Annotated in this window: 24 protein-coding genes; 12 read left to right on the top strand and 12 right to left on the bottom strand. The window is 73.0% G+C overall.

The genetic code is table 11. The features are described 5' to 3' along the window. Positions 1-4: 4 nt before the first annotated feature. The 4 genes from ACGFMP_RS16410 to ACGFMP_RS16425 form a co-directional block, all read right to left on the bottom strand. The gene (locus ACGFMP_RS16410; protein WP_393673035.1) at positions 5-751 is read right to left on the bottom strand and encodes an anti-sigma factor domain-containing protein; all 747 of its coding nucleotides are present in this window, start codon (positions 749-751) and stop codon (positions 5-7) included. Then, positions 748-1,335: a sigma-70 family RNA polymerase sigma factor gene (locus ACGFMP_RS16415; RefSeq protein ID WP_393673036.1), complete on the bottom strand. Its 588-nt coding sequence runs from the start codon at positions 1,333-1,335 to the stop codon at positions 748-750. Before ACGFMP_RS16415 ends, ACGFMP_RS16410 begins: the two co-directional genes overlap by 4 nt. 76 nt (positions 1,336-1,411) lie before the next feature. Further along, on the bottom strand, positions 1,412-2,068 hold the full coding sequence (locus ACGFMP_RS16420; RefSeq protein WP_393673037.1) for a fasciclin domain-containing protein: 657 nt from the start codon (positions 2,066-2,068) through the stop codon (positions 1,412-1,414). Positions 2,069-2,185: 117 nt separating this feature from the next. Beyond that, positions 2,186-3,838 carry a molybdopterin-dependent oxidoreductase gene (locus ACGFMP_RS16425; protein ID WP_393673334.1) on the bottom strand — a complete coding sequence of 551 codons (1,653 nt, stop codon included), beginning with the start codon at positions 3,836-3,838 and terminating at the stop codon, positions 2,186-2,188. A gap of 245 nt (positions 3,839-4,083) precedes the next feature. On the opposite strand from ACGFMP_RS16425, the gene ACGFMP_RS16430 reads away from it, so the two are divergent. From ACGFMP_RS16430 to ACGFMP_RS16460, 7 genes are all read left to right on the top strand, one after another. Continuing rightward, a complete protein-coding gene (locus ACGFMP_RS16430) occupies positions 4,084-4,608 on the top strand; it encodes a PadR family transcriptional regulator (protein ID WP_393673038.1) in 525 nt (174 codons plus the stop codon). Beyond that, positions 4,605-5,303 (top strand): ABC transporter ATP-binding protein, encoded by a 699-nt coding sequence (locus tag ACGFMP_RS16435; RefSeq protein WP_393673039.1) that lies wholly within the window; start codon positions 4,605-4,607, stop codon positions 5,301-5,303. The genes ACGFMP_RS16430 and ACGFMP_RS16435 overlap by 4 nt, the downstream gene beginning before the upstream one ends. Beyond that, positions 5,300-7,588: an FtsX-like permease family protein gene (locus ACGFMP_RS16440; protein WP_393673040.1), complete on the top strand. Its 2,289-nt coding sequence runs from the start codon at positions 5,300-5,302 to the stop codon at positions 7,586-7,588. Before ACGFMP_RS16435 ends, ACGFMP_RS16440 begins: the two co-directional genes overlap by 4 nt. 191 nt (positions 7,589-7,779) lie before the next feature. Further along, complete coding sequence (locus ACGFMP_RS16445; protein WP_393673041.1) at positions 7,780-9,342, top strand: hypothetical protein; 1,563 nt, start codon at positions 7,780-7,782, stop codon at positions 9,340-9,342. A 243-nt stretch (positions 9,343-9,585) separates the two neighbouring features. Next, positions 9,586-10,818 carry an MFS transporter gene (locus tag ACGFMP_RS16450; protein ID WP_393673042.1) on the top strand — a complete coding sequence of 411 codons (1,233 nt, stop codon included), beginning with the start codon at positions 9,586-9,588 and terminating at the stop codon, positions 10,816-10,818. A 77-nt stretch (positions 10,819-10,895) separates the two neighbouring features. Further along, entirely contained in the window at positions 10,896-11,267 is a 372-nt protein-coding gene (locus tag ACGFMP_RS16455) for a VOC family protein (RefSeq protein WP_393673043.1), read from the top strand. Positions 11,268-11,458: 191 nt separating this feature from the next. Further along, a complete protein-coding gene (locus ACGFMP_RS16460) occupies positions 11,459-12,235 on the top strand; it encodes a DUF427 domain-containing protein (protein ID WP_393673044.1) in 777 nt (258 codons plus the stop codon). 27 nt (positions 12,236-12,262) lie between these two features. On the opposite strand, the gene ACGFMP_RS16465 is transcribed toward ACGFMP_RS16460, so the two are convergent. The 4 genes from ACGFMP_RS16465 to ACGFMP_RS16480 form a co-directional block, all read right to left on the bottom strand. Continuing rightward, positions 12,263-12,826 (bottom strand): dihydrofolate reductase family protein, encoded by a 564-nt coding sequence (locus ACGFMP_RS16465; RefSeq protein ID WP_393673045.1) that lies wholly within the window; start codon positions 12,824-12,826, stop codon positions 12,263-12,265. A 125-nt stretch (positions 12,827-12,951) separates the two neighbouring features. After that, the gene (locus ACGFMP_RS16470; RefSeq protein ID WP_393673047.1) at positions 12,952-14,106 is read right to left on the bottom strand and encodes a glutathione-independent formaldehyde dehydrogenase; all 1,155 of its coding nucleotides are present in this window, start codon (positions 14,104-14,106) and stop codon (positions 12,952-12,954) included. A 145-nt stretch (positions 14,107-14,251) separates the two neighbouring features. After that, a complete protein-coding gene (locus tag ACGFMP_RS16475; protein WP_393673048.1) occupies positions 14,252-15,517 on the bottom strand; it encodes a PP2C family protein-serine/threonine phosphatase in 1,266 nt (421 codons plus the stop codon). Continuing rightward, positions 15,514-16,323, bottom strand: coding sequence for an alpha/beta fold hydrolase (locus ACGFMP_RS16480; RefSeq protein ID WP_393673050.1), 810 nt, complete (start codon positions 16,321-16,323; stop codon positions 15,514-15,516). Before ACGFMP_RS16480 ends, ACGFMP_RS16475 begins: the two co-directional genes overlap by 4 nt. A gap of 403 nt (positions 16,324-16,726) precedes the next feature. Here ACGFMP_RS16480 and ACGFMP_RS16485 point away from each other — a divergent pair, with 403 nt between their 5' ends. From ACGFMP_RS16485 to ACGFMP_RS16495, 3 genes are all read left to right on the top strand, one after another. Continuing rightward, positions 16,727-18,253, top strand: a complete 1,527-nt coding sequence (locus tag ACGFMP_RS16485; protein ID WP_393673052.1) for a glutamate synthase subunit beta — start codon at positions 16,727-16,729, stop codon at positions 18,251-18,253. A gap of 182 nt (positions 18,254-18,435) precedes the next feature. After that, entirely contained in the window at positions 18,436-19,080 is a 645-nt protein-coding gene (locus ACGFMP_RS16490; protein WP_393673054.1) for a dihydrofolate reductase family protein, read from the top strand. A gap of 206 nt (positions 19,081-19,286) precedes the next feature. Next, complete coding sequence (locus ACGFMP_RS16495; RefSeq protein WP_393673055.1) at positions 19,287-19,859, top strand: hemerythrin domain-containing protein; 573 nt, start codon at positions 19,287-19,289, stop codon at positions 19,857-19,859. Between the two features lie 87 nt (positions 19,860-19,946). On the opposite strand, the gene ligD is transcribed toward ACGFMP_RS16495, so the two are convergent. The 4 genes from ligD to ACGFMP_RS16515 all read right to left on the bottom strand — a co-directional run bounded on the left by ligD (position 19,947) and on the right by ACGFMP_RS16515 (position 22,701). Beyond that, positions 19,947-20,867: a non-homologous end-joining DNA ligase gene (gene ligD / locus ACGFMP_RS16500; RefSeq protein ID WP_393673057.1), complete on the bottom strand. Its 921-nt coding sequence runs from the start codon at positions 20,865-20,867 to the stop codon at positions 19,947-19,949. Positions 20,868-21,005: 138 nt separating this feature from the next. Continuing rightward, entirely contained in the window at positions 21,006-21,662 is a 657-nt protein-coding gene (locus tag ACGFMP_RS16505; protein WP_393673059.1) for an endonuclease, read from the bottom strand. Positions 21,663-21,814: 152 nt separating this feature from the next. Beyond that, positions 21,815-22,381 (bottom strand): DJ-1/PfpI/YhbO family deglycase/protease, encoded by a 567-nt coding sequence (locus tag ACGFMP_RS16510; RefSeq protein ID WP_393673060.1) that lies wholly within the window; start codon positions 22,379-22,381, stop codon positions 21,815-21,817. 74 nt (positions 22,382-22,455) lie between these two features. Further along, a complete protein-coding gene (locus tag ACGFMP_RS16515; protein WP_393673062.1) occupies positions 22,456-22,701 on the bottom strand; it encodes a DUF6479 family protein in 246 nt (81 codons plus the stop codon). Positions 22,702-22,879: 178 nt separating this feature from the next. Between ACGFMP_RS16515 and ACGFMP_RS16520 the strand changes: the two genes are divergently transcribed. Together ACGFMP_RS16520 and ACGFMP_RS16525 are read left to right on the top strand one after the other, a co-directional pair. After that, positions 22,880-23,140, top strand: a complete 261-nt coding sequence (locus ACGFMP_RS16520) for a hypothetical protein (protein ID WP_393673063.1) — start codon at positions 22,880-22,882, stop codon at positions 23,138-23,140. Between the two features lie 129 nt (positions 23,141-23,269). Next, positions 23,270-25,096 (top strand): thiamine pyrophosphate-requiring protein, encoded by a 1,827-nt coding sequence (locus tag ACGFMP_RS16525; protein WP_393673335.1) that lies wholly within the window; start codon positions 23,270-23,272, stop codon positions 25,094-25,096. Positions 25,097-25,213 lie beyond the last annotated feature (117 nt).

Consider the following 25,213-nt stretch of genomic DNA (forward strand, 5'->3'; position numbering starts at 1 on the left):
TCCGTCACACGGCCAGCAGGACCAGCGGTGCGCCGGTGGGTGAGGACGACCCGCCACGGGGCTCGACGGTGATGCCGACACCCTCGGCACCGGCCGGAGTACGGGTGAGCAGGGCGGATCCGGTACGGCGGCCGGGTTCCAGCAGGCCCGCCGGCACCATCGTGTCTCCCCGGCTGTACCAGACCTCGTAGACCCGGGAACCGGGAAGGGCCGGCAGGTCGTGGAAGATGACGGCCGCCTGGCCCAGGCTCCTGGACGACACCACGGTCGCGGTGCCGCCGTCCTTCAGCGCCCCGGTGCGAAGCGCCGCGTCGGGCGCGGAGGTCAGCGCGCTCAGTGCCGCCGCCTGCCGCTCGGCGCGCACGGTGCGCCCGTGCTGGACGTCCGCCTCGTGCCGGGCGTCGACCGCGATCCCGGCGGCGACCGCGGCGACCGCGAGACACGCGGCCACGGCCACCTGCGGCAGGCGCTGCCGCCAGCCCCGTCGGGCCACCGGACGCAACGGGATGACGGGGACGTCAGGGGGCAGCTGCCGGACCTCGGGCAGGGCCGCCATCACCCGGGTCCGCAGGCCGGCCGGCGGGACCTCGGCCACCGCCATCGCCAGGCGGGCCGCGGTCTCGGCGAGCTCGCGGACCTCCTGGGCGCACGCGTCGCAGTCCGCCATGTGCCGGCGGAAGGCGACCGCCTCCGGCCCCGTCAGCGCGCCGACGGCGAAGGCGCCGGTCAGCGTGTGCAGGTCGCTGGTCATGAGCTCACCCCCAGGCAGTCGCGGAGGCGGATCAGCCCGTCCCGCAGCCGTGTCTTGACCGTGCCCAGCGCCACGCCGAGCACTTCGGCGGTCTGCTGGTAGGTGTAGCCGCGGTAGTAGGCGAGCGTCACCGACTCGTGCTGCAACTCGGTCAGCCCCTGGAGGCAGCGCCGTACCTGCTCGCGCTCCAGCCGCCGCTCCACCTGCTCGGTGACCTCGTCGAAGGCCGGGCTGTGATCGCGCACCCCGGCCCTGAACTCCCGGTCGGCGGAAGCCTGGGCCGAGCGCACCCGGTCCACCGCGCGGCGATGGGCCAGCGTCATGATCCACGCCATGGCGCTGCCCTGCCGCGCGTCGAACCGGGCGGCACACCGCCACACCTCGACCAGCACCTCTTGGGCGACCTCCTCGGACTGCGCGGGATCCCGCACCACCCGCCGCGCCAGCCCCAGTACGGAGCCGGCGACGGCGGTGTAGAGGGTCGAGAAGGCCTCCTGGTCGCCCCGCGAGACCCGGTCGAGCAGGGCTTCGAGCCGCCCTGCCGAGGGTTCGGGGGGCGGCCCCTGTTTTACTGCGGCGTGCATGGGAACCTCCTGGCTGACACGGCGCCTGCCCGTCCTTCGGAGCCGTGCCGCACATGGATTGGTCGCCTGGTGAAATCTACTGCGGCGGCATCAGCACGCTGTCGATGATCTGCACGGTGGCGTTGGCGGTGCTCACGTTGCCGCAGACCACGTTGGCCGTGCCGTTCACCTTGTACGACTCGCCGGAGCCCGCGGTGGTCAACGTCCCCTTCTCCAGGGTCGTGTACGTGCCGTGGCCGAGCGCGTCAGGCGCCTTCACCGGCTGGCCGACCACGTGGTAGGTGAGGACCTTGGTGAGCATGGCCTTGTCGGCGAGCAGCTTGTCGAGCGTGGCCTTGGGGATCTTGGCGAAGGCGTCGTTGGTCGGCGCGAAGACGGTGATGTTCTGCGCGTTGTTCAGCGTATCGACCAGGCCGGCCTTCTGGACCGCCGCCACCAGGGTGCTCAGCGCGGGGTTGTTGGACGCGGCGGTGGCCACCGGGTCCTTGGACATGCCGTCGAAGCTGCCGGCGCCGTCGGCGGGGACTGCGGCGCAGCCGGGACCGAAGGGCTTGTCCATCGCGCCGGCCGCGGTGGTGGGCATGGAGCTGGCGGTCGGCGTGGCGGAGGCCGGGGCGCCCGGCGCCGAGGAGTCGGCGGAGGACTTCTTGTCACTCGAGCACGCGGTGATCGCGAGCGGCAGGACGGCTGCGGCGACGACGGCGGTAGCCAGACGGCGGGCACGGATGTTCATGGTCTGCACTCCTGTGGGTGATGTCGATCGAAGGTGTCGGGGAGAGAAGGGCGAAAGCAAAGGCGAAAGGCAACAGGGGGAAGGCGGGCCTCGGGTGACGGGTATGGCCCGGCGGGCTCAGGCCACGGTGACCACCACCGAGTGCCAGCCGGTCGCGCCGTCCGGGACGGTTCCGGTGCGCCGCTCGGTCTGGGTGCTGCCGTCGCGGTCGGTGGCGCGGACCTCGAGGGTGTGACCGCCGGGGGAGGCGTCCCACTCCCACAGCCACTGGCGCCAGGTGTCGGTGGTGTCCTCCGCGGCCAGCGTCGCGGTGTGCCAGCGACCGCCGTCCACCCGCACCTCGACCCGGTCGACACCGCGGTGCTGCGCCCAGGCCACGCCGGCCACCGGTACCCGGCCGGCCTTCGGCCTCGCGAACGGTTTGGGCGTGTCGATGCGCGACTCGGTCTTGATGGGCGCCTGCCGCGACCAGCCGCGCCGCACCCAGTAGGCGTCGTAGCTGTCGAAGGTGGTCAGCTCCAGCTCGTGCAGCCATTTGCAGGCGGACACGTAGCCGTACAGCCCCGGGATCACCACCCGCACAGGGAAGCCGTGGGCGAAGGGCAGCGGCTGCCCGTTCATGCCGAGGGCGAGCATCGCGTCGCGGCCGTCGAAGACGGTCTCCACGGGTGAACCGATGCTCATTCCGTCCACGGAACGTGCCACCAGCTGATCGGCGGGACCGCCCTTGGAGGGCGGTCGCACCCCGGCCTCGGCCAGCAGGGCGGCCAGCGGGACGCCGATCCACCGGGCGTTTCCGACGTACGGTCCGCCGACCTGGTTGGACACGCAGGTCAGCGTGATGTCCCGCTCGATCAGGCCGCGGCGCAGCAGGTCGTCGTAGCCGAACTCCACCTCGCGCGCCACGCCCAGGCCGTGCAGCCGCAGCCGCCAGGTGGTGGCGTCGATCTTCGGCACGACCAGCGCGGTGTCCACCCGGTAGAAGCTGTCGGCGGGTGTGGTGAAGGCGCTCAGGCCACCGACGCGCAGGGCCGCTCCGCGGGGCACCGCCGCCGCGGGGGAGGCGGGGCGCGGCAGCACGATCGTCTCGCGGGAGGCCGCGGCCGCCGCCCCGCGCCGCCCGTTGAGGGTCCGGCCCAGCACACCCGCGCCCGCGGAGGCCGCGGCTGCGGCCGTCGCGGCCAGCACGAAGCCGCGGCGGTCGAAGGCGGGGCGGTCGAAGGCGGGGCGAGGGCCCGGTCCCGCCAGGAGATCCGGGCCGGTCACCGTGCCACCGGGTGCCGGCAGCGGGTCCGGCTCCTCTGAGGGTGCGGCCGCCGGGGTCAGCCGTGCGGACAGCAGCCACAGCACCCCCGCCGCCACCAGTGCGCCCATCAGCGACGGCACCACGTCAGCGCGGTGGCGGTCCGGCCGGCTCCACGCCGCCAGCACCCCGATGAGGCCGAAGACGGCCGCCCCGGCGCACCCGGTCCGCCGGAACCGCTGGGCGATCACGCCGAGCAGGACGGCGAACAAGGCCAGGACCGCGACGATGCCGAGTTCGAGCACCGGCTTGTCGTTCGTCCCGAAGTGCCGCACCGCGTAGTCCTTCACCGGCGCGGGGGTGCGGTCGATGACGGCGCCGCCCACCGCGACGACCGGGCTGGACTGCGGCCGGACCGCCGCCGACACCAGCTCGGCTGCTCCCAGCGCCGCGGCGGCGGACACCAGCCCGGCCAGGCCGCCCAGCACCACCCGAAGCCACCGGGGACCGCGGCGCCAGGCCGTCAGGCCGGACGCCGGGCGGTCGCCCTGGCCGTCGTTGCGCGGTTCATCGTCCACACCCGGTCTTCGGCGCCGCTGCCGCCGCGGATTGGTCGTTCCCCGAACGAGGGACCCCTGCCGCGGCAGTTGACGCGCCCATCAACGGTCTTGCGGTGCCGCGGGCGGCGGCGGGCCGGGGGTCTGGGGCCGGGGTGTCTCCGGTCCGCGCCGTCCGTTGACGCGGAGTAGATACTGAGTGTAGATACTCAGGTATGACAGTTCCTCTGGCGCTCCTGGGGCTCCTCGAACGGGAGTCGAGCCACGGCTACGACCTCAAACGCGACTACGACACCTATTTCGGCCGGGGCAAGCCGCTGCCGGCCGGGCAGGTCTACTCGACCCTCAGCCGCCTCGCCCGCGACGGAAAGATCGAGGTCGGCGAGACGGAGCCCGGCTCAGGGCCGGACCGCAAGCGCTACGTCATCACCGAACTCGGGGTCACGCAGGTCGAGACGTGGCTGACCGAGCCGGTCGCGGGCGAACCGCACCTGCAGACCGTGCTGTTCACCAAGGTGGTGCTCGCGCTGCTGCTGGAGCGCGACCCCCGCCCCTACCTCGACATCCAGCGCGCCTCCCACATGGCGCGGATGCGCGAGCTGACCGAACTGCGCAGGACAGGCAGCACCATCGACGCGCTGCTCGCCGACCACGGCGTTTTCCACCTCGAGGCGGATCTGCGATGGATCGACCTGACCGTGGCGCGACTCGCCGCCCTGACCTCGGAGGTGCGCGCATGAGCCAGGAAGGGGACTTCCTCGTCGAAGCGCGGGACGTCGTCCTGTCCTTCGGGCAGACGCCCGCGCTGCGGGGCGCGGACATCTCCGCCGTCCGCGGCGAGATCCTCGCCGTCACCGGCCCGAGCGGCTCAGGCAAGTCGACGCTGCTGCACTGCCTGGCCGGGATCCTGGTACCCGACTCCGGCGAGATCCGGTTCGACGGCCGCCGCATCGACACCCGTTCTGAGGCCGAGCGCAGCGCGCTGCGCCGGGACCGCTTCGGCTTCGTCTTCCAGTTCGGCCAGCTCGTCCCCGAGCTGACCGCCGAGGAGAACGTCGCCCTTCCGCTGCTGCTCGCCAAGTCGCGCAGGGCCGGCGCGCTGGCCGAGGCCAGGTCGTGGTTCGGGCGGCTCGGGCTCGACGGCCTCGAAGGGCGCAGGTCCGGCGAGCTCTCCGGCGGGCAGGCCCAGCGTGTCGCCCTGGCCAGGGCCCTGGTCTCGCGGCCGGAGGTGCTGTTCGCCGACGAGCCGACCGGGTCGCTGGACTCCCTCACCGGCGAGCACGTGCTCGACCTGCTGGCCACCTCCGTGCGCGAGGAGGGCACCACCGTCGTCCTCGTCACGCACGAGCCGCGGGTGGCCGCCTACGCGCACCGCGAGGTCGTCGTCCGCGACGGCAAGGCGACTCCGCTGTATCTCGAACGGCCCGTCGCGTGATACGCCTCGGGCTGCGCCTGACCCTGAACGGCGGCAGGGAGGCTGCCTCCCGCCTCGCCGTCATCGCGGCCGCGGTCGCCCTCGGCGTCGGCCTGCTGCTCGCCATCCTGGCGGCCATCAACGCCACCGCCACCCAGAACAGCCGCAACGCCTGGCTCAACACCGGGACCGGCACGTCCACCGCGGCGGCCGCGAAGGCGGGCGACGCGGACCCGCTGTGGTGGCTGCTCAGGGCCGACCGCTTCGACGGCAGGACCATTGGGCGCGTCGACGTCGCCGCCACGGGCCCGAACTCCCCGGTCCCGCCGGGCATACCGCGGCTCCCCGGCCCCGGAGAGTTCTACGCCTCACCCGCCCTCGGCAAGCTCCTGCGCGCCACCCCGGCCGCCGAACTCGCCGACCGCTACCCGGGCCACCAGGTCGGCACGGTCGGCAAAGCGGCGCTCCCAGGCCCCGATTCGCTCGTCATCGTCATCGGCCACCGTCCCGAGGAACTCGCAGGGCAGCGCGACGCCGCCGAGGTCACCTCGATCACCACCGTCACCCCCAGCAGCTGCAACGGCACCAACTGCACGGTCAGGACGGGTATCGACAGCAGCGGAGTCAAACTCATCCTCTCCGTCGCGGGCACCGCCCTGATCTTCCCCGTGCTCGTCCTCATCGGTACAGCCACCCGGCTGGCGGCGGCCCGGCGCGAGCAGCGCTTCGCCGCGATGCGGCTGCTGGGGGCCACGCCGCGGCAGACCGCGATGATCGCGACGGTCGAATCGACCGTCGCGGCCGTCATCGGCGTGGCCGCGGGCTTCGGCCTGTTCTTCCTGCTCCGCACCCGGCTGGCAGCGGTCGACCTCAGCCGGACGCCCTACTTCGCGAGCGACATGCGCCTCACGCTCCGCGACACGCTCCTGGTCGCCATCGCCGTCCCCGTGGGCGCCGCGATCTCGGCCCGGGTCGCCCTGCGCCGGGTCCAGGTCTCCCCGCTCGGGGTCACCCGGCGGGTCACGCCGCGCCCGCCACGGGCCTACCGGGTGATCCCGCTGGCCACCGGCATCGCCGAACTCTCCCTCACGATCGGCCGGGTGCCCGAGGGCAGCAACGGCCAGATCCTGGTCTTCGTCCCGGGAATCCTGCTGGTGCTGATCGGACTGGTCATCGCCGGCCCCTGGCTGACGATGGCCGCGGCCCGGGTCATGGCCGGGCGCACCAGGCGGCCTGCCCTTCTCGTCGCCGCCCGGCGGCTCGCCGACGACCCGAAGGCGGGCTTCCGTGCGATCAGCGGACTCGTACTCGCCCTGTGCGTGACCAGCACGGCCGTCGGGATCATCGGCTCGCTGACCGCCGAGCGCGGCATTCCCATGGGCAGTTCCGCCATCGCCGGCGCGCTGGTCGGCGACTACGAGCGCTGGGCGGCCGATGCCTCGGGAGCCGGCGACGGCGTGCCCCCGCTGCCGCAGGACGCGCTCGGCGATCTGAGGTCCGTGCCCGGCGTCGGAGGCGTACTGACGATCCACACGAACCCCCTCGGCACCAGGGACCCGACCTGGCCGGAACGGGATTCCGCGCCACCGCCGCCCGCCGGCCTGGCCTCGTGCGCGGAGCTCGCGAAGATGCCGGCCTTCACCGCCTGCGCCTCCGGGGCACAAGCGGCCTCGGTCGCCAGGAACTTCGGCAGCTTCGGAACCTACGACTGGGAGGACTGGCCCGCCGCATGGCCTGCCGCCGCTGTCTCCGCGGAGCAGCTCGCCCGCCTTCCCGTCCTGGAGATCGTCGTGGCCACCGACGGCTCGACCTCGGCGATCGAACGCGCGCGCACCATCCTCGCGAGGACGTATCCGGGCCCTGACCTCCCGTATACCGTCCACGAGGACCACGCCGACCGCGGCTCGGAGCTCGCCGGCTACCGTCAACTGGCCTATGTCGTCGTGCTGGTGAGCTTCCCCATCGCAGGTTGCAGCCTCGCCGTGAGCGTGGCCGGCGGGCTGCGCGACCGCAAGCGCCCCTTCAGCCTGCTGCGCCTGACCGGCGTGCAGCTCCGGGTGCTGCGGCGCGTGCTGCTGCTGGAAAGCGCCGTCCCGCTCCTGGCGGTGGCGGTGGTGGCGGTCGGGACGGGCTTCCTGGCAGCCCAGCTCTTCGTGCGGGCGCAGTTCGCGTACTCGATCCGCCCGCCGGGGATCCAGTACTACGCCCTCGTGGCCACCGGGCTGGTGCTCTCGCTGGGGGTCATCGCGTCCACCATGCCGCTGCTGAGACGGATGACAGGCCCCGAGACGGCGCGCAACGAGTAGCCGCGGCGCGGCGGCGGGACTGCTCCCTGGCGTGCTCCGGAGCAGTCCCGCCGCCGACGCTCGCGGTGATGGGCCGGATGTATGTCGGAGGGTGGCCGCTGGCGCGGCGAGTGGCCGTGAGCAGCCCGTACGGCGAGAGTCGGCAATGGCAGGCCGGCACCCGCCGCCGCACCGACGCTGCGAGGTCACCGATGTCAGACATGCTCCGGGTACGGATCCGCCCGCTGCCGCCGGGACCCGGCACCGCGATTCCCTCCCGGCCGGCGGCCCTCGGCCGGCTCGCGGCGGTCTGCGCCGCCTTCGTCCTCGTCCAACTGGCCCTCGTCGTACCCGGATCCGGCCTGGGCTGGGACGAGACCGTCTACACCAGTCAGGTCGCAGCCCACGTCCCCGCCGCCTTCTTCAGCGCACCCAGGGCCCGTGGCGTCTCCCTGCTGGCCGCGCCCGTCGCGGCTCTGACCTCCTCGACCACGGGCCTGCGGGTCTATCTCGCCGTGCTGTCGGGCGCCGGGCTCTTCGTGGCGCTGCGGGTATGGCGGCAGCTGCTGTCCGGCCGCGTCCTCGCGCTCGCCGGCGGCCTGTTCGCCGGGCTGTGGATCACCCTGCTGTACGGGTCGCAGGTGATGCCCAACCTCTGGACCGCGTACGGGGCGCTGGCCGCCGTCGGCTGCCTGCTGCGCGCGGGGCGTGACGTCACGGATCGGGCCGCCCTCGTCGGGCTGGCGTGCGGGGTGGTCCTGGTCGGCCTGATGCGCCCGCCGGACGCGGTGTGGCTCGTGCTGCCGCTGGCCGGTGCCGCCCTGACGGTCCGCCGGTGGCGCAGGCCGGTACTGCTGGCCGTGCTGGCGGCCGCGCTGCTTGCGGGCTGCGCGGAATGGGTGATCGAGGCGTATGTGCGCTACGGCGGCCCGGTCGCCAGGCTCCACCGGGCCAGCGCGATCGAGGGCGGGCTCGGCCTGCACTTCGCGGTCGACGACCAGGTCCGGGCGCTGGACGGCCGCACGCTGTGCCGCCCCTGCGACGTCCCCTGGCGGCACCGGGCGGACGCGGTCTGGTGGTTCGCGCTGCCGCTGCTGGCGGCGGGTGGCGCCGCCGCCGCCCGGCAGGGCCGGCGGGCGACCGTCTGGCTGCCGCTGCTGACCGCCGGATCCCTCGCCGTGCCGTACCTGTTCACCGTGGGGTACGCCGCACCGCGATTCCTGCTGCCCAGCTACGCACTGCTGGCGATCCCGGTCGCTGAGTGCCTGCGGTGGATGGTCCGCGGCAGGGCCGGCCGGGTGCGGCCGGTACGGGGCGCCCTCGTCGCCCTCGCCCTGTGCGGCCACCTGGCGGTCCAGGGCGGAGTCCTGCTCGCCGCCGTCGACAACAACCGGCAGGCACGCCAGCGGTACGACGCCATGGCAGCCGGCCTTCGGGCGAACGGTGTCCGGCCGCCCTGCGTACTCTCCGGGGACTCGGCCATCCCGCTGGCCTTCTACGCCGGCTGCGCGTCACGCCAGACGGCGGGTGCGGACCTGAGCATCACGGCGGACGGGCTGCTGGCGGCCGCCCGCGAACGGCCCGTGGCGGTGATCGTCGCGCCCGGTGCCCAGCCGCCCGCCTTCGCACGGCACTGGCGCTCGGCCGCGCTCGCGGCGCCCGCCGGCTCCGCCGGATACCGTGCCTACTTCGCCGCCCGGTATCCGGCCGGAACCCAGGCGGCCGGCACCGCGACCGGGACCTCAGCGACCTCCCGGTCAAGATCCGACCGGTAGGCGCCGTGGTGGCCCACGCGATTCGTTGCTGGTAGGTTCCGAGCCCGGGGCCGGCGAGAGGCGGCTCCCCACAATTCACCACCGCTCATGACTCACGAGAATTCTGCCCGGTGAAGGAGTCGGTGCGGGGGCGTGCCCCCTCCCCGCGCCACCACTGGACGGTTCCAGGCGGCCACCACGGGTCGGTACACCAGGGCACCGGCGACCCCGGGCCGTCCCGCCGGGCAGCGAAATGGACTCGCCGTGCCCTCGGCGAACTACCGCTCCCTGCTGCGCGCCCCGGGCGCCGCGGCCTTCTTCCTGCCCGCGTCGCTCGGACGCGTCGGCGTCGCGATGACCAGCCTCAGCATCGTCTGGCTCGTACACGGCCACACCGGCAGCTTCGCCACGGCCGGTCTGGTCAGCGGCTCCTTCGCGGTGACCGACGCCCTCGTGGCGCCGCAACTGGCCCGCTTGGTCGACCGTTTCGGGCAGACCCGGGTCCTGCCGCCCGCGCTGCTCGCCCACGCCGCAGCGGTCGCCGTCCTCGTGGCCCTGGTCACCGTGGACGCCTCCGACGCCCTCCTGGCCCTCGGCGGCGCCTTGACCGGGGCCACCGTCCCGCAACTGGCCGCGATGTCCGCCGCCCGCTGGGCGGCACTCCTCCGCACCGGCCGGGCGGCCGAGCTGCCCACCGCCTTCGCACTGGAGTCCATCAGCAACGCGGTGGGCTACCTCGTGGGCCCGGTGCTGGTCAGCGTGCTCGCGGCGGCCGGGCGCCCCGCGGCGGGGACGGTGCTGGCGGCCGCCCTGTCGGTGGGCGGCGGCCTGGCCCTCGCCGCGCAGCGCGGCAGCGCGCCCCCGCCGGCGGCCGCCAGCGCCGTACCCGCAGGTGAGGACCGGTCGTTGCTGCGCGCGCCGGTCCTGGTGCTGATGGGCCTCAATCTCGGTATCGGGGTCTTCTTCGGTGCCATGCAGGTGTCGGTGACCGCCTTCGTGGTGGAGCACGGCGCGCCGGGAGCCGCAGCCCCGATCTTCGCGGTCTCCAGTTGCAGCGGTGTACTGGCCGGATGGCTGTACGGACTGCGCCGCCGACGGGTCGCGCTTCCGGTGCAGTTGCTGGTGGCGAGCAGCGTGCTGACGCTCGGCACCCTGCTGCTGCTCCCGGCCGGCTCCGCCTTCGGGCTGGGACTGGTCATGGTGCTCACCGGCGCCACGATCCAACCGCTCCTGGTGCTCTTCTCGGTGCTCACCGAGTCGACCGTCCACCCGGCCGTGCTGACGCAGGCGTTCTCCTGGCTCGGCTCCGCGAGCGCGGCGGGCACGGCCGCCGCCGCGGCGGCCGCCGGCTGGGCGATCGACGCGGTGGGGGCACGCGGCGGCTTCGCGCTCGCCGCGGTGGCCGCGGGCACGATGACACTCCAGAGCCTGGCGGGCCTGCGCCTGCTGCGCGCGCCGAAGCGGGGGCTGACGCCTGCCGATCCGGCGGCGGGATGAGGCCGAGGTCGGGGAACCCGCCCTGCCACAAGGCCGTTTGGGTGCTGCCCGGCCGTGCACCGGGCACACTGGTCGGCATGCCCGTCTCGCTGCACCACATCGTGATCGACGCCCACGACCTCCCCGCCCTGGCCCGGTTCTGGTCCGAGGTGCTGGGCTGGCGGATCCTGTCGGAGCGGGAGCGAGAGGTCGTGATCGGGCCGGACGAGACCGCACCCGTGGGTATCTGCTTCATGCCGATCACCGATCGCAAGGTCGTCAAGAATCGCCTGCACCTCGACCTGACGTCCGCCGCCGAGGACCGGGAGGCGGAGATCGAGCGCGTCCTCGCGCTCGGCGCCCGCCGGGTCGACGTCGGGCAGAGCGGCGACGAGTCGTGGACCGTGCTGGCCGATCCGGAGGGGAACGAATTCTGCGTCGTCCGCCCGAAGACGACCCTCATCGCATAGACCGCGCGGTTCACCGCGCTGGGGTACGGGGACCCTCGACCGCGCTGCCCGAGCCCCCGTTCCCGGCCCGACAGGTCCCAAGCGGCCGACAAGCACCGCATTCGGTAATATTCCGGACGAAAGGGTGCCGGCTCCGGAGCGATCCGACGCCGGGGGCGGATCTGGAAGACGAGCGGACCGAGGTTCAGGCAATGGCGGAAGAAAGCGTGCTGCACCCGAGCCTCATCGTGCCGGTCGGCCACGTCGAGCCCGTGCCGCGCCGGCTGCGCGGGATGGTCGGCGGCCATGTCGTCTTCGACACCCGGCGCGCGCTGTACGTGTGGGAGTGGCGGGCCTATCCCCAGTTCTGCATCCCGATCGAGGACCTGGTCGACGGCTCACTCGCCGACGAAGGGCACACGGAAAAGCGCGGCCCCGGACCCGCCCGGCGCCAGACCCTCCGGGTCGGATCCGAGGTACGGGAGGGTGCGGCCTGGGTCTGGGACACCGGCGCTCCGGAGCGGCTGTACGGCACTGTGCGCTTCGAATGGGAGGCGCTGGACTCCTGGTTCGAGGAGGACGAGCCGGTCTTCGTCCACCCCAGGAGCCCGTACTCCAGGGTGGACGCGCTGCCCTCGTCCAGCAGCGTGCGCGTGGAGCTGGACGGGGTCGTCCTGGCCGAGGCGCCGCACTGCGTCAAGCTTTTCGAGACCGGCCTGCCGACCCGCTACTACCTCGACCGCGCCCACATCGACTGGACCCGGCTGCGCCCCTCCGACACGGTGACCCAGTGCCCGTACAAGGGGACGACGAGCGGCTACTGGTCCTTCGCCGGCGACACCGCCGCCCCCGAGGGCATCGCCTGGGCGTACGACTTCCCGACGGTCCACGCCAGCCGCATCGCCGGGCTGGTCGCCTTCTACAACGAGCACGTCGACCTGACCGTCGACGGGACGCGGCTGCCCAGACCCGCCGCGCCGGCCAGGTAGTCCGGCCGGGCCCTTGCGGCGGAGGGGTCAGGCCGGGGCGTACCGCTGCAGGGTGATGCCGCTGCGGAAGGTCCTCGATGCCAGCAGCCGCAGCCGCGGGATCACGTGGCCTTCGGGGAACAGGCCCCGCCCGCCGCCCTGCACCGCGGGGTGGACGAAGAGGCGGTATTCGTCGACGAGGCCGGCGGCGATCACCGCGTGGGCCAGGCTGATACTGCCGGTGAGGACGATCTCCTTGCCGGCGTCCCGCGCCTTGAGCGCGGCCACCTCCTCGACCGGGTCGCCGGTGAGCACGGTGGAGTTCTCCCACCCCGGCTCGGTGAGGGTGCCGGAGACGACGTATTTGCGCACGCGGTTGAGGTAGTCCGTGATGCCGCTGGTGTCGGAGGTCTGCAGCGGCCAGTAGCCGCGGAAGTCCTCGAAGGTCCGGCGGCCGAGGAGCAGGGCGTCCGACTCGCCGTCCTGCCGCCTGATCTCCTCCACGACGTCGTCCCTGTCGGTGTCGCCCTGGTTCTGCGGGGAGAACCAGTCCGTGAGCATCTCGATCGAACCGTCGACGGTGACGTTCTGGGTGACCACGAGTTTGCGCATGCCTGCCTCCTGCGACCGCGACGACGGGGAAACCACCCCTCACGACTGCCCGGCAGGCGGAAAGTCATCGGTGCCGCGCGCGCCCCGGCGCCGCCGCGCGGGCGCCGGGGCGCGGGCGGACGTGATCAGGCGGCGAGTGCGGGGTGGAGCACCACCTTGGTGTAGCCCTCGATCCGCTTGTCGAACTTCTCGTACGCCACGGGCGCCTGCTCCAGCGGGATCTCGTGCGAGACGACGAAGCTCGGCTTGGCCCGTCCGGCGATGATCAGGTCGCGCAACTGGCGGTTGTACCGCTTGACGTTGCACTGCCCGGTCCCCATCCGCTGCCCCTTCTCGAACATCTTGCCGATGGAGACGAGGAGCTGGCCCTTCTTGGCGTGCTCGTCCGGGCCGCCCGGGTCGGAGGGCACGTAGAGGCCGGGGATGCCGAGCATGCCGGTCGGCCGGACCGTCTCGACCAGGGCGTTGAGCACGGTCGCCGGCTCCTCGTGGTCCTCGCGCCCCGCGTGGTGCGCCTGGGCCTGGTAACCGACCGCGTCGACGCCCTTGTCGGCGCCCTCGCCGCCGGTCTGCTCACGGATCTGGTCGGCGGGCTCCGCCTTGCTGAAGTCGATCGGCACGGCGCCGATCTCCTCGGCCTTGGCGAGCCGCTCAGGCACCCGGTCCACGACGAACACCTTCGCCGCACCGCGCAGCAGCGCGGAGTAGGCGGCCATCAGCCCGACCGGACCCGCGCCGTAGACCGCGACGCTCTCGCCCGGCGAGACCTGTGCCAGTTCGCACCCGTGGTAACCGGTCGGGAAGATGTCCGCGAGCAGCACGAAGTCCGTCTCGTGCTCGGTTCCCTCAGGGAGCTTCAGGCAGTTGAAGTCGGCGTACGGCACCCGGAGGCGTTCGGCCTGGCCACCGGGGTACGGGCCCATGGCGACATAGCCGTAGGCGCCGCCGGCGAAGCCGGGGTTCACCGTCAGGCAGAAGCCGGTGAAGCCGGCCAGGCAGTTCTTGCAGAAACCGCACGCCACGTTGAAGGGCATCACCACCCTGTCACCGGGTTCGAGCGACGCCACACCGTCGCCGACCTCCTCGATGATGCCGAGGTTCTCATGGCCGAACACGATGCCCGACTCGGCCGCGGTACGGCCCTCGTACATGTGCAGGTCGGAACCGCAGATCGCCGAGGACGTCACGCGTACGACGACGTCGTTCGGGTGCTCGATCCGGGGGTCGGCGACATCCCCGACCTTAACTTCGAAGGGCTTCTCGTAGACGATTGCCTTCATCTTCGCCACCTCCGTGGCACGGGATTGCTCCGGGTCAGTGGCGCCGACGGCACTCGGATCGTCCCGCGCCCACGGAGTCAGGCGCACACCCGCGGTGGTGGTGGCGCGGTGGCACACGGGACGAGCCTCGTCGTCTGGCCACCCCTCAAGCTTCCGCCCGTACGCCGGAGGATTCAACGCGGGGCACGCTGAGGGCCAGCACGGCCGCGTCGTCGTCCACCCCGGTGCCGAGGGTGTCGAGCAGGTCACGGATGGCGGCCACCGTCTCGTGTGCCGTGGTCGGCGCCAGGGCGCCGGCGAACCCCAGCAGTGCCTCGTCGCCGTAGCGGCCGTCGGCGTCGGCCGAGTGGGCCTCGGTGAGGCCGTCGGTGTGCAGCAGCATGGTGTCACCGGGATTCAGGCGCACCCGGACGGTGACGATGTCGGCGTGGGGCAGGACGCCGATGAGCTGGCCGCCGGGGGTCGGCAGCAGGCGGGCGCCGCCGCCGGCGTCCATGAGCAGGGCAGGCGGGTGGCCGCCGCTGGCCAGCGTCACGTCGAAGCCGCCCCCCTCGTCGGGGGTGAGCAGGCCGAAGATCACGGTGCAGAAGCGCGGGTCGCTGCCCCGGTACTCATGGCCGAGGACCGTGTTGAGGTTGGCCAGCACGGACCGGGGGTCGGGGTCGTAGACGGCGGCGGCACGCAGCGTGTAGCGGGCCAGCGAGGTGATGGCGGCCGCTGCCGCGCCCTTGCCGCACACGTCGCCCAGGAAGAACCCCCAGGCGCCCGAGGCCAGGGGGAACAGGTCGTAGAAGTCGCCGCCGACCTCGTCGGTCGACGCGACGTGGTAGTGCGCGGCGACGTCCAGACCCGGCACGTCCGTGAGGGCGGGCGGCAGCAGCGTCTCCTGGAGCGTGATGTTCAGGGCCCTGAGGCGCTCGCGCTCGTGTTCCGACTCGTGGCGGGCTCGCAGCAGCTCGGTCTCGTAGGCGCGGCGGTTGCGGGCGTCGAAGACGGTGGTGCGGATGAGCAGCGGCTCCCCGTCGGCGCCGGCCTTGACGGTGGACGTCACCAGCACCGGAAGCCGGTCGCCGGTCGCGGTCCTCAGCTCCAGGGCGATCTCGCGGATCTCGCCCTGCATGCGCAGCAGCGGCGCGAAGTGGGTCTCGTGGTAGAGGCGGCCTCCGACGGTCAGCAGCCCGGAGAAGGTCCTGCGGCCCACCAGGTCGGCGCGCGCGTAGCCGAGCCAGTCCAGCAGCGTCTCGTTGACCTTCACGATCCGGCCGTCGAGCAGTGTGGAAAGGAAGCCGCACGGCGCGTGCTCGTAGAGGTCCTCCGCGCTGTCCTCGAGCAGGGCGTGGAAGGCGGCATCGCCGCCACCGGGTGGACGGCCGCGGTCCTGGCCCTGTCCGCCGCGGCTCTCCCGCGTCATCCCGTCGCCTTGACGAAGCCGGTGATCGCGGCGGCCGTCTCCTCCGGTGCGGCGAGCTGCGGGCAGTGCCCGGTGGCGTCGAGCGTGACCAGCCTGCTGCCGGGGATCCGGGACTGCACGAAGGCTCCGACCTCCAGGGGCGCTATGGCGTCGATCGAGCACTGTGCGACCAGGGTCGGGACGGCGACCTTGGCGAGGTCCTCGCGGTTGTCGGACAGGAAGGTCACCCGGGCGAACGCCCGGGCGATCACCGGGTCGGTGCGGCAGAAGCTGTCGGTCAGCTCCTCTCCCAGCTCCGGGCGGTCCGGGTTGCCCATGATCACCGGTGCCATGGCGCCCGACCAGCCGAGGTAGTTCGCATCCAGCGACTCCAGCAGTTCGTCGATGTCCTCGGCGCTGAAACCTCCCCGGTAGCCGGTCTCCGGGTGGTCGACGAAGCACGGCGACGGGGCCAGCATGACCAGGCCGGAGAAGGCCTCCGGCTCCCGCGCGGCGGCCAGGGCGCCCATAGTCGCGCTCACCGAGTGCCCCACGAAGGTCACCGGGCCGAGTGCCACCTCGTGGCACACCTCAAGCACGTCGTCGACGTAGCCGTCCATCGTGGAGTAGCGCTCGCTGCTCCAGGCGGACAGGTCGGAGCGGCCCGCCCCCACGTGGTCGAAGAGCACCACGGTGAAGTCCCGTTCCAGGATCGGGACCACCAGCCGCCACATGTTCTGGTCGCACCCGAACCCGTGCGCCAGCATGACCACGGGGCCGCCGTCCCGGCCGGTCACCGTCACGTGATTCCTGCTGCGCACGTCCATGGGGCACATCCTCGCAGAATGATCGTCCGGCGCGGGGCGCCTCTGAGAGACAGATGAAGAGGTGGGCGCGCCCGGCGAAGAACGTCGCACGACCATGGGCCGCCGGTGCGGCCGTCCGTCCCGGCCAGCCGCCGGACACGGGGTGCGGGTGCGTTCCCGGTCCCGACGCCCGTGCCGCTTGCCGGGCCGGCGATGCCGGGCGAGTCCCCGCCGGTCACCGTTCCCGTCTGTACCCCCAGGGTAGCCCTCGCCTGCGATGTCGACGTCGGCTCCACCCGCCCCGGGGTCGCCGCCCCCGCAGGACCGGGCCCTGGCCCACCCCTCATCCGGGCGGTGATATATCGGCACAAAACAGTCGTAGGCTGGTGGGAACGCCGTACCGCTCCGCGATGGAGGCGGGCGTATGACCGACATTTACGGCTTCATGAAGTACCCGCGCCAGCCCGTTCCCCCGCGTCCGGTCGAGGAACGGCTGGAGGACTGGAACGAGGTGTACACGGGGCAGGCGCTGCTGCCGCTTGTCTCCGAGCAGGCCGCGCGCTGCATGGACTGCGGCATACCGTTCTGCCACAACGGCTGCCCGCTGGGGAACCTCATCCCGGAGTGGAACGTGTACGCCGCCCACGGTGACTGGCGGGCCGCCGCCGAGCGGCTGCACGCGACGAACAACTTCCCCGAGTTCACCGGGCGGCTGTGCCCGGCGCCCTGCGAGGACGCCTGCGTGCTGTCCATCAACTCCGAACCGGTGACCATCAAGAACGTCGAGCAGGCGATCGCCGACGAGCTGTGGGAGCGGGGGTACGCGGAACCGCAGCCTCCCGACCGGCTCAGCGAGAAGAGCGTCGGCGTCATCGGCTCCGGGCCCGCGGGTCTGGCCGCGGCGCAGCAACTCACCCGCAGCGGCCACACGGTCGCCGTGTACGAGCGCGCCGACCGCGTCGGAGGGCTGCTCCGCTACGGCATCCCCGCCTTCAAGATGGCCAAGTGGCAGCTGGACCGCCGGATCGAGCAGATGGAGGCGGAGGGCACCACTTTCCGCACCGGCGCTGACATCGGCGGCGATCTCGACGCCGCCGAGCTCGCGACGCGGCACGACGCGGTCGTCCTGGCGGTCGGCGCCGGTGAGCAGCGGGAACTGCCGGTCCCCGGCCGCGACCTGGCCGGCATCCACCAGGCGATGGACTACCTGATCCACGCCAACCGGGTCGTGGAAGGCGACTACCCCACGTCACCGGTCACCGCCAGGGGCAAGCACGTGGTGATCGTCGGGGGAGGGGACACAGGTTCCGACTGCCTGGGCACGGCGCTGCGCCAGGGCGCGGCCTCGGTGGTGCAGCTGGACATCAACCCGGAGCCGGCCGAGGTCCGCTCGGAGGCCGAGCCGTGGCCGACGTATCCCAAGGTCTACCGGATCTCGCACGCCCACGAGGAGGCCAGAGGCCGGGGCGGCACGGATCCGAGGGTCTTCTCCGCCGCCACGCTCCGCTTCGAGGGGAGCGGGTCGGGGTGGGTGCGCGCCCTGCACCTGATGGAGGTGGAAGCGGGGGAGAGGAGCCCCCGGCCGGGTACCGAGCGGGTGATCCCGGCGGAACTGGTGCTGATCGCCCTGGGGTTCTCCGGCCCGGAACGGGGCACCGGCCTGGTGGACCAGCTGGGCCTGACGCTGGACGCCCGCGGGAATTTCGCCCGCGACACGCGTTTCGCGGCGCTGACCCCCCATCGGAAGGTCCCTGACGGGACGGACAGAACGGACAGGACCGACCGGGGAGGCGGGATCTTCGTGGCCGGCGACGCCGGGCGCGGCCAGTCCCTCGTGGTGTGGGCCATCGCGGAGGGGCGCTCCGCGGCGGCGGCCGCCGACCGCTACCTGACGGGCTCCACGGCCCTCCACGCCCCCGTCACCCCGACCGACCGCCCCTTCACCGTCTGACCCCGCCCGTCCGGCCACCCGACGGCCGCACCGGCCGTCCCGAGGTCGCACCGGTGTTGTGCCCGGCGAAACCTTGGGGCCGGCACCAACGGTCGAGGCCGGGTGCCGCCGCAGCGATGAGTCTGCGTGCTTCCCGCGGTCTGCCTTCCGACCGAGACAGCACAATCCGCCGGGAGTACGACATGGGCCTCATCCACATCGAACTGTTCGCAACCCTCGACCTCGTCGGGCAGTCGCCCGGCGGCCCCGACGAGGACCCGGCGGGATTCCCGTTCGGCGGCTGGCAGGCGCCGTTGCTGACCGAGACCACAGGGGTGCAGATCAATGCCGCGTACGAGGGCACGGACGCCCTCCTGCTCGGCAGGCGGACCTACGACATCTTCGCCTCCTACTGGCCGCACCAGGAGGGCGGCCAGGACAGCGGGATCGCCACGCTCTTCAACGCCGTCCCGAAGTACGTCGCGTCCCGCGGCAGGCCCGACCTCTCGTGGGCCGGGTCCCGGCAGCTCGGCCCCGACCTGGCCGCCGCGGTGCGCGAGATCCGCGACCGGCACGAGCACGTGAAGGTCGTCGGCAGCCTGGACCTGGTGCAGACCCTCCTGCGCGAGCAGCTCTTCGACCGCCTCGACCTCTGGGTGCACCCGATCGTGCTCGGCGTCGGGAAGAAGGTCTTCGACGGCGGTGAGGTGCCCACGAACCTCACGCTCCTGGAGCCGCCCGCGGCCGGTGGGAACGGCACCGTCTACCTCAGGTACGCACTCGCCGACGGCACGCCGGGGACGGGGGACATGAGCGCGCCCGACCGCGGCCTCGGGCACGGCGGCTGAAGCGGCGCGGCGCCGCCGGGGACACCGACGGCGACCGGCAGGGGCGGACGCCCGGCGCCGTGCCCCGCGGCCGGAAGTGCCGGAAGCGCACCAAGTGGCGCTGGTGACGGTGGAGGCATGTGGGCCATCCAGGGCGTGTGGGGTTTCCGCCGGGGATCCCGGGTGAGGCGGGAGGCGAACAGGTGCCGAGGAGGAAGGAGTCGGTGATGCACAGGCCCGATGACGAGAGGCATGCTGCGGCGCGCCTGCCGAACGGCGACGTGGTGGCGATCCTGCTGCGACAGCACGCCCGGATCAGGGAGCTGTTCGCCGAGGTCGCTGCCGCCACCGGACAGGACAGGCAGCGGGCCTTCGACGAACTGCGCGGCCTGCTCGCGGTGCACGAGGCCGCCGAGGAACTGATCCTACGGCCGGTGGCCGAGAAGACCGCGGGCGAGGGCGAGGCCAGGGCGCGCAACGCCGAGGAGAAGGAGGCCAACCGCGTCCTGAAGACGCTGGAGGGCATGGACGTCTCGAGCCCCGGGTTCGACGAGGCGCTCGCGCGGTTCGAGCAGGCGGTCGGGGACCACGCCGACCACGAGGAGCGGGAGGAGTTCCCCGCGATCGTGGCGCAGTGCTCCGAGGAGCAGCGCCACAGCATGGGCAAGCGGCTGCGCCGGGCGGAGCACCTGGCGCCCACTCACGCGCACCCCACCGCGGCCGGCTCGCGTGCCGCGCTGGTGATGACGGGGCCGTTCACCGCCATGATGGACAGGGCGCGGGACGCGATCGGCCGCTGAACACCGCGGTCGGCGATCCTCCGGCGGCCCGCCCGTGCCTCGCGGTACGGGCGGGCCGCTCGGGTCCCGGACGCCCGTCGATCCCGTTCAGGCCCGCTGCCGCAGCCTGTCCAGCCGGCGGCGCGCGGGCCCGAGGGAGCGGCCCCGCGGGGCCCCGCGCCACGGGTTGCCGGCGAGGAGCCCGGCGGCGGTCGCCACGGTCCAGCGGCGCGCGGTCAGCCGGGGGTCGTCGATTGCGTCCCAGGAGACCGGCGCGGCGACCGGCGCGCCGGGAATCGGACGCACGCAGTAGGGCGCGACCACGGTCTGCGCGTAGGCGTTCCGCTGGATGTCCAGATAGAGCCGGTCGCCCCGCGCGGCCTTGCGGGCCTCGACGGTGAGGGTGTCGGGGTGGCGGGCGGCGAGCAGTTCCGCGACATCACGGGCGAACGCGCGTGTCTGGTCGAAGTCGGCGCCCGCACCGGCGTCGAGCGGGATCGCGACGTGCATACCGCGTGAGCCCGTGGTCATGAGCGTCGAGGGCAGCTCGATCTCCCGCAGCACCTCGCGCAGTCGTACCGCTGCCTGCCTGACCGCGCCGAAGTCGTCGCCCGGCGGATCGAGGTCGAACACCAGCCGGTCCGGGTGGTCCGGGTCGTCGGCCGTGGACAGGAAGCGGTGGAAGGTGGTGCAGTTCTGGCCGACCAGATAGGCGAGCGTCGCGGTGTCGTCGCAGACCGCGTACGTCACGCTGCCGCCCTGCTTGGGCAGCTCCACCCGCCGTATCCAGTCGGGGAAGGAGTCGGGCACGTCCTTCTGCATGAAACCCGGCGCGTCGATGCCGCCGGGGTGCCGCTCCAGCATCAGCGGCCGTCCGCGCAGGTGGGGGAGCATCCTGCGGGCGACGCCGCGGTAGTACGCCACGAGGCCGGCCTTCGTCAGGCCGTCCGCGGGAAACAGGACCTTGTCCGGGTGGGTGATGCGCACGCGGTGCCCGCCGGCCCGGACCGTCTTCGAGGACGCCGGCATGAGACCTCCCGACGGGTTGTGGGCGGCTCACCGCCCGGTGTCGCGCGATTCCCGACGGCTGCCCGCTCGCCACGGGATCATGCGCCGTCCCGTATCCGCCGTGCGGCGCTGCCACGGCGGGCGGGTACGCGCCTCAGGTCAGGCGCGGGCGTTCTCCCTGACCGCCTCGGGGGCCTTCTTGTCGAGGGCGACGCGGACCAGTGCCGCGGCCAGCACGGCCGGTTCCGCCCCGTCCGCAAGCCGCACGAGCGCGGCGGGAGCCGTCGGCAGGCCGAGGGCGTCGGCGCCCTGGCGGGCCTTGCCGTCGATGTAGGGGGCCGCCTCCGGCCATACGGCCTGGGCCTCGCGCAGGAAGATGTCGGCCCCGGCGGGCCCGATGCCGGGGAACTCCTGCAGCGACTGCCGGATCGCGTCGGTGTCCCCGCCGGCCTCGTCCCGCATCTTCCGCAGGTCGCCCCCGTAGCGTTCGGTGACCAGCTCCGCGCCCTCACCGAGCTGGGCCGCGGTGCGCTCGTCGTAGCGCCGGTAGCCGCCGCGGCCGAGCGCGTCGACCCGCTGCTGCCAGGTGGCCGCGGCCATCCGGCGCGGGTCGCGCATCCCGGCGCCCGCCAGCTCCCTGGCCGCACCGATCGCAGCCTCGGTCCTGATCCGGGCACTGAGCAGGTCGGCCAGTACGAGCAGCCGGTAGAGCGGCTGCGGGGCGTTCCTCAGGCGGATGCCGGCCTCTTGCGCGTACGTGCGGCCGTAGCCGTCGAGCAGCGCGTGCATCACGTCCCGCCGGGTGGTGGCAGCCATCCGGCATCACCTCCTGTGGGGTCCGTCGACCGGCGGCTACCCGCACCTTTTCCGCCCAATCGTCCCGAAGGCCACTGTGCGGGGACCACTTCGCGGAGGTCACTTCACGGGGACCGCTCACGGTCCCGCACCGCCACCGCCCACCGACGGCGTCAGGGCGAGGTGACCAGGGCCCTCTCGACCTCGCGCAGGAAGTCATCCAGGTCCGCGGGCGTGCGGGAGGTGACCAGCGTCCAGCCGCCGGTGTCGTCGCTGACCACCGAGCGGTCGACCCAGGTGCCGCCGGCGTTGCCGATGTCCGTGCGCAGCGACGGGTATGACGTCAGCGTCTTCCCCTGCACCGCCCCGGCCTCGACCAGCGTCCACGGTGCGTGGCAGATCGCGGCCACCGGACGGCCCGAGGAGACGAAGGTGCGGATCGTCTCGACCGCCTTCTCCTCGACCCGGAGGCTGTCGGCGTTCAGGGCGCCGCCCGGCACCAGCAGCAGGTCGTAGCCGGCCGGGTCGGCCTCCGCCAGCGTGAACGTCGGGGAGACCGTCCTGCCGGGCTCCTTGTCGCCGACCAGCGTCTTGACCGCCTCGTCGGAAACCGCCGCCACATCGACCTCGGCGCCGTTCTTCCGCAGGTGCTCGACGGGCACGACCAGTTCGTCCTGCTCCACCCCGTAGTTGCTCACCACCGTGAGTATCCTGCGCCCCTGGAGATCGTTCCTGCCCATGACCTGCTCCTTTCCAAGGTGCCGTCGCCCTTGCGGATGCCCGGAAGCGGTGCCGCCATGCGTGGCGGCCGCGGTCACGCCCGCTTGTCGTCGGCGTCGGCCGAGTGCGCGGAGTGATGGGTCTCGCTGGGGGAGGGCTCGTGCCACGAGTCGGCGCCCGCCTGCGGGCTCTGCGGCGGCACGGGCCTGCGCCTGGCACGGCGCGCACCCCACCAGAAGGCCGCGATGATCAGGGCCACCACGACCACTCCGATGAACGTCGCCCAGCCGGTGCCGACGGCACTTGCCAGGTACGTGGGGTGCGGGGCTGCTTCGAACATGGTCCACCTCCCGTTGAGGACTTCCGTGGAGGACGAGTGCGGTCAAGCACCGCCGCCGCCGATGATCGGCGGCGGCTGACCAGGCGCGTACCCGCAACACACGGTGCCTAACGGATCTCGGGCCGCGTTTCGCCTGCTGGGCCCCGGGAAGCCGATCGGAGAACCGAGGAGGATCCCGATGGAATTCCCAGAGGGCAAGCTGCCGGATCCCTCGACGCAGGAACTGCCGATACCCGGATACAAACATCTGCCGAAGCTTGGCATCGAGGGCCGGACCGAGGGCCTGGGCGCCGAGCAACTGGACCTGCTGCTCCGCTACGAGCGCGAACACCGCGACCGGACTCCGGTCATCCGGCTGTTCACCGCGCGGCTGCGCGGCCTGCGAGAGGACCGCCGCGACCCGCATCCGGACGGCGGTTACGGCACCCCCGTCTCCTAGCGACTCCCGCGGCGCAGCCGGGCGAGGGGGGTGCTGCGGCGGCGTCTTCCCGGCGCTCCGGCGCCGACGGCCCGAGGCGGCGGACCGGCCCGCTCACCCACCCACCGAGGAAGGACACACTCCGTGTCGATCAAGGTCTCCGACTTCATCCTGCAACGCCTGCGCGAATGGGGCGTCGAGCACGTCTTCGCCTACCCCGGCGACGGCATCAACGGCCTGCTCGCCGCGTGGGGACGGGCCGACGACACACCGCAGTTCGTCCAGTCCCGGCACGAGGAGATGTCGGCGTTCCAGGCCGTCGGATACGCGAAGTTCTCCGGCAAGGTCGGCGTGTGCGCGGCCACTTCGGGACCCGGTGCGATCCACCTGCTCAACGGGCTCTACGACGCCAAGCTCGACCACGTCCCCGTCGTCGCCATCGTCGGGCAGACCAACCGCAGTGCCATGGGCGGCTCCTACCAGCAGGAAGTGGACCTGCTCAGCCTCTACAAGGACGTCGCGGGCGACTACTGCGAGATGGTCACCGTCCCCGAGCAGCTGCCGAACGTCATCGACCGGGCGATCCGCACCGCCTACGCCAAGCGCACGGTGACCGCCGTCATCATCCCCGCCGATGTGCAGGAACTGGACTACACGCCGCCCGGCCACGCCTTCAAGATGGTGCCCTCCAGCCTCGGCGTCGCCGACTACGCCCCGCTCCCGTCCCCCGAGGCGGTCGCCCGCGCGGCAGCGGTGCTCGAGGCGGGGGAGAAGGTCGCGATCCTGGTCGGCCAGGGTGCCCGCGGCGCCCGCGAGGAGGTCGAGCAGATCGCCGACCTCCTCGGTGCCGGCGTGGCCAAGGCACTGCTCGGCAAGGACGTCCTGTCCGACGAACTGCCCTACGTCACCGGTTCCATCGGGCTGCTGGGCACGCGTCCCTCCTACGAGCTGATGCAGGACTGCGACACCCTGCTGGTGATCGGGTCCAGCTTCCCCTACACGCAGTTCCTGCCGAAGCTCGACCAGGCGCGCGCCGTCCAGATCGACATCGACCCCTTCATGGTGGGCCTGCGCTACCCCTTCGAGGTCAACCTGGTCGGGGACGCCCGGCAGACCCTCAGGGCGCTGATGCCCCGGCTGACGGCGAAGAAGCACGGCGCCTGGCGCGAGAAGATCGAGAAGGACACCGCCCGCTGGTGGGAGGTCATGCAGCGGCGTGCGGCCGTCGACGCCGACCCGATCAACCCGGAGTACGTCGTCCACGCGCTCGACGCGCTGCTGCCCGACAACGCGATCCTCGCGGCCGACTCCGGCTCCTCCGCCAACTGGTACGCCCGGCACCTGCGGCTGCGCGGCTCGATGCGCGGCTCGCTGTCCGGGACGCTGGCCAGCATGGGACCCGGCGTGCCGTACGCCATCGGCGCGAAGTTCGCCCACCCCGACCGCCCGGCGATCGCCCTGGTCGGCGACGGCGCCATGCAGATGAACGGCATGGCGGAGCTGGTCACCGCCGCGAAATACCGCCACCAGTGGGAGGACCCGCGGCTGATCGTCGCGGTGCTGAACAATCTGGACCTGAACCAGGTCACCTGGGAGATGCGCGCGATGACCGGCGCCCCGCAGTTCCTTCCCTCGCAGTCGCTCCCCGACGTGGCGTACGCCGACTTCGCACGCAGTGTCGGGCTCGACGGCGTGCGGGTGGAGAAGCCGGCGGACGTCGAGAGCGCGTGGCAGCGCGCGCTGGCCGCCGACCGGCCCTTCGTCATCGACTTCCGCACCGACCCGGCCGTCCCCCCGATCCCCCCGCACGCCGACCTGGACCAGATCGAGGCCGCCGCGTCCGCGATCGTCAAGGGCGACAGCGACCGCGCCGGCATGATCCGCCAGGGGTTCAAGGCCAAGGTCCAGGAGATGCTCCCCGGCCACCGTCACCGCGACGACCGCCCCGGCGCCGGGGACCCCGACGGCGGACGGTGACCGGGTGGGGGGGGGGGCCCCCGCCGCCCCCCCCCCCCCCGGCCCCCCGGCGGGGGGCCCCCCGCGGCCCCGCGGGGGGGTGACCGGGGGCTTGGGACTGGCCCCGGCGGCCCTGGA

This window comes from Streptomyces sp. NPDC049040, assembly GCF_043197715.1.
Lineage (GTDB): Bacteria > Actinomycetota > Actinomycetes > Streptomycetales > Streptomycetaceae > Actinacidiphila.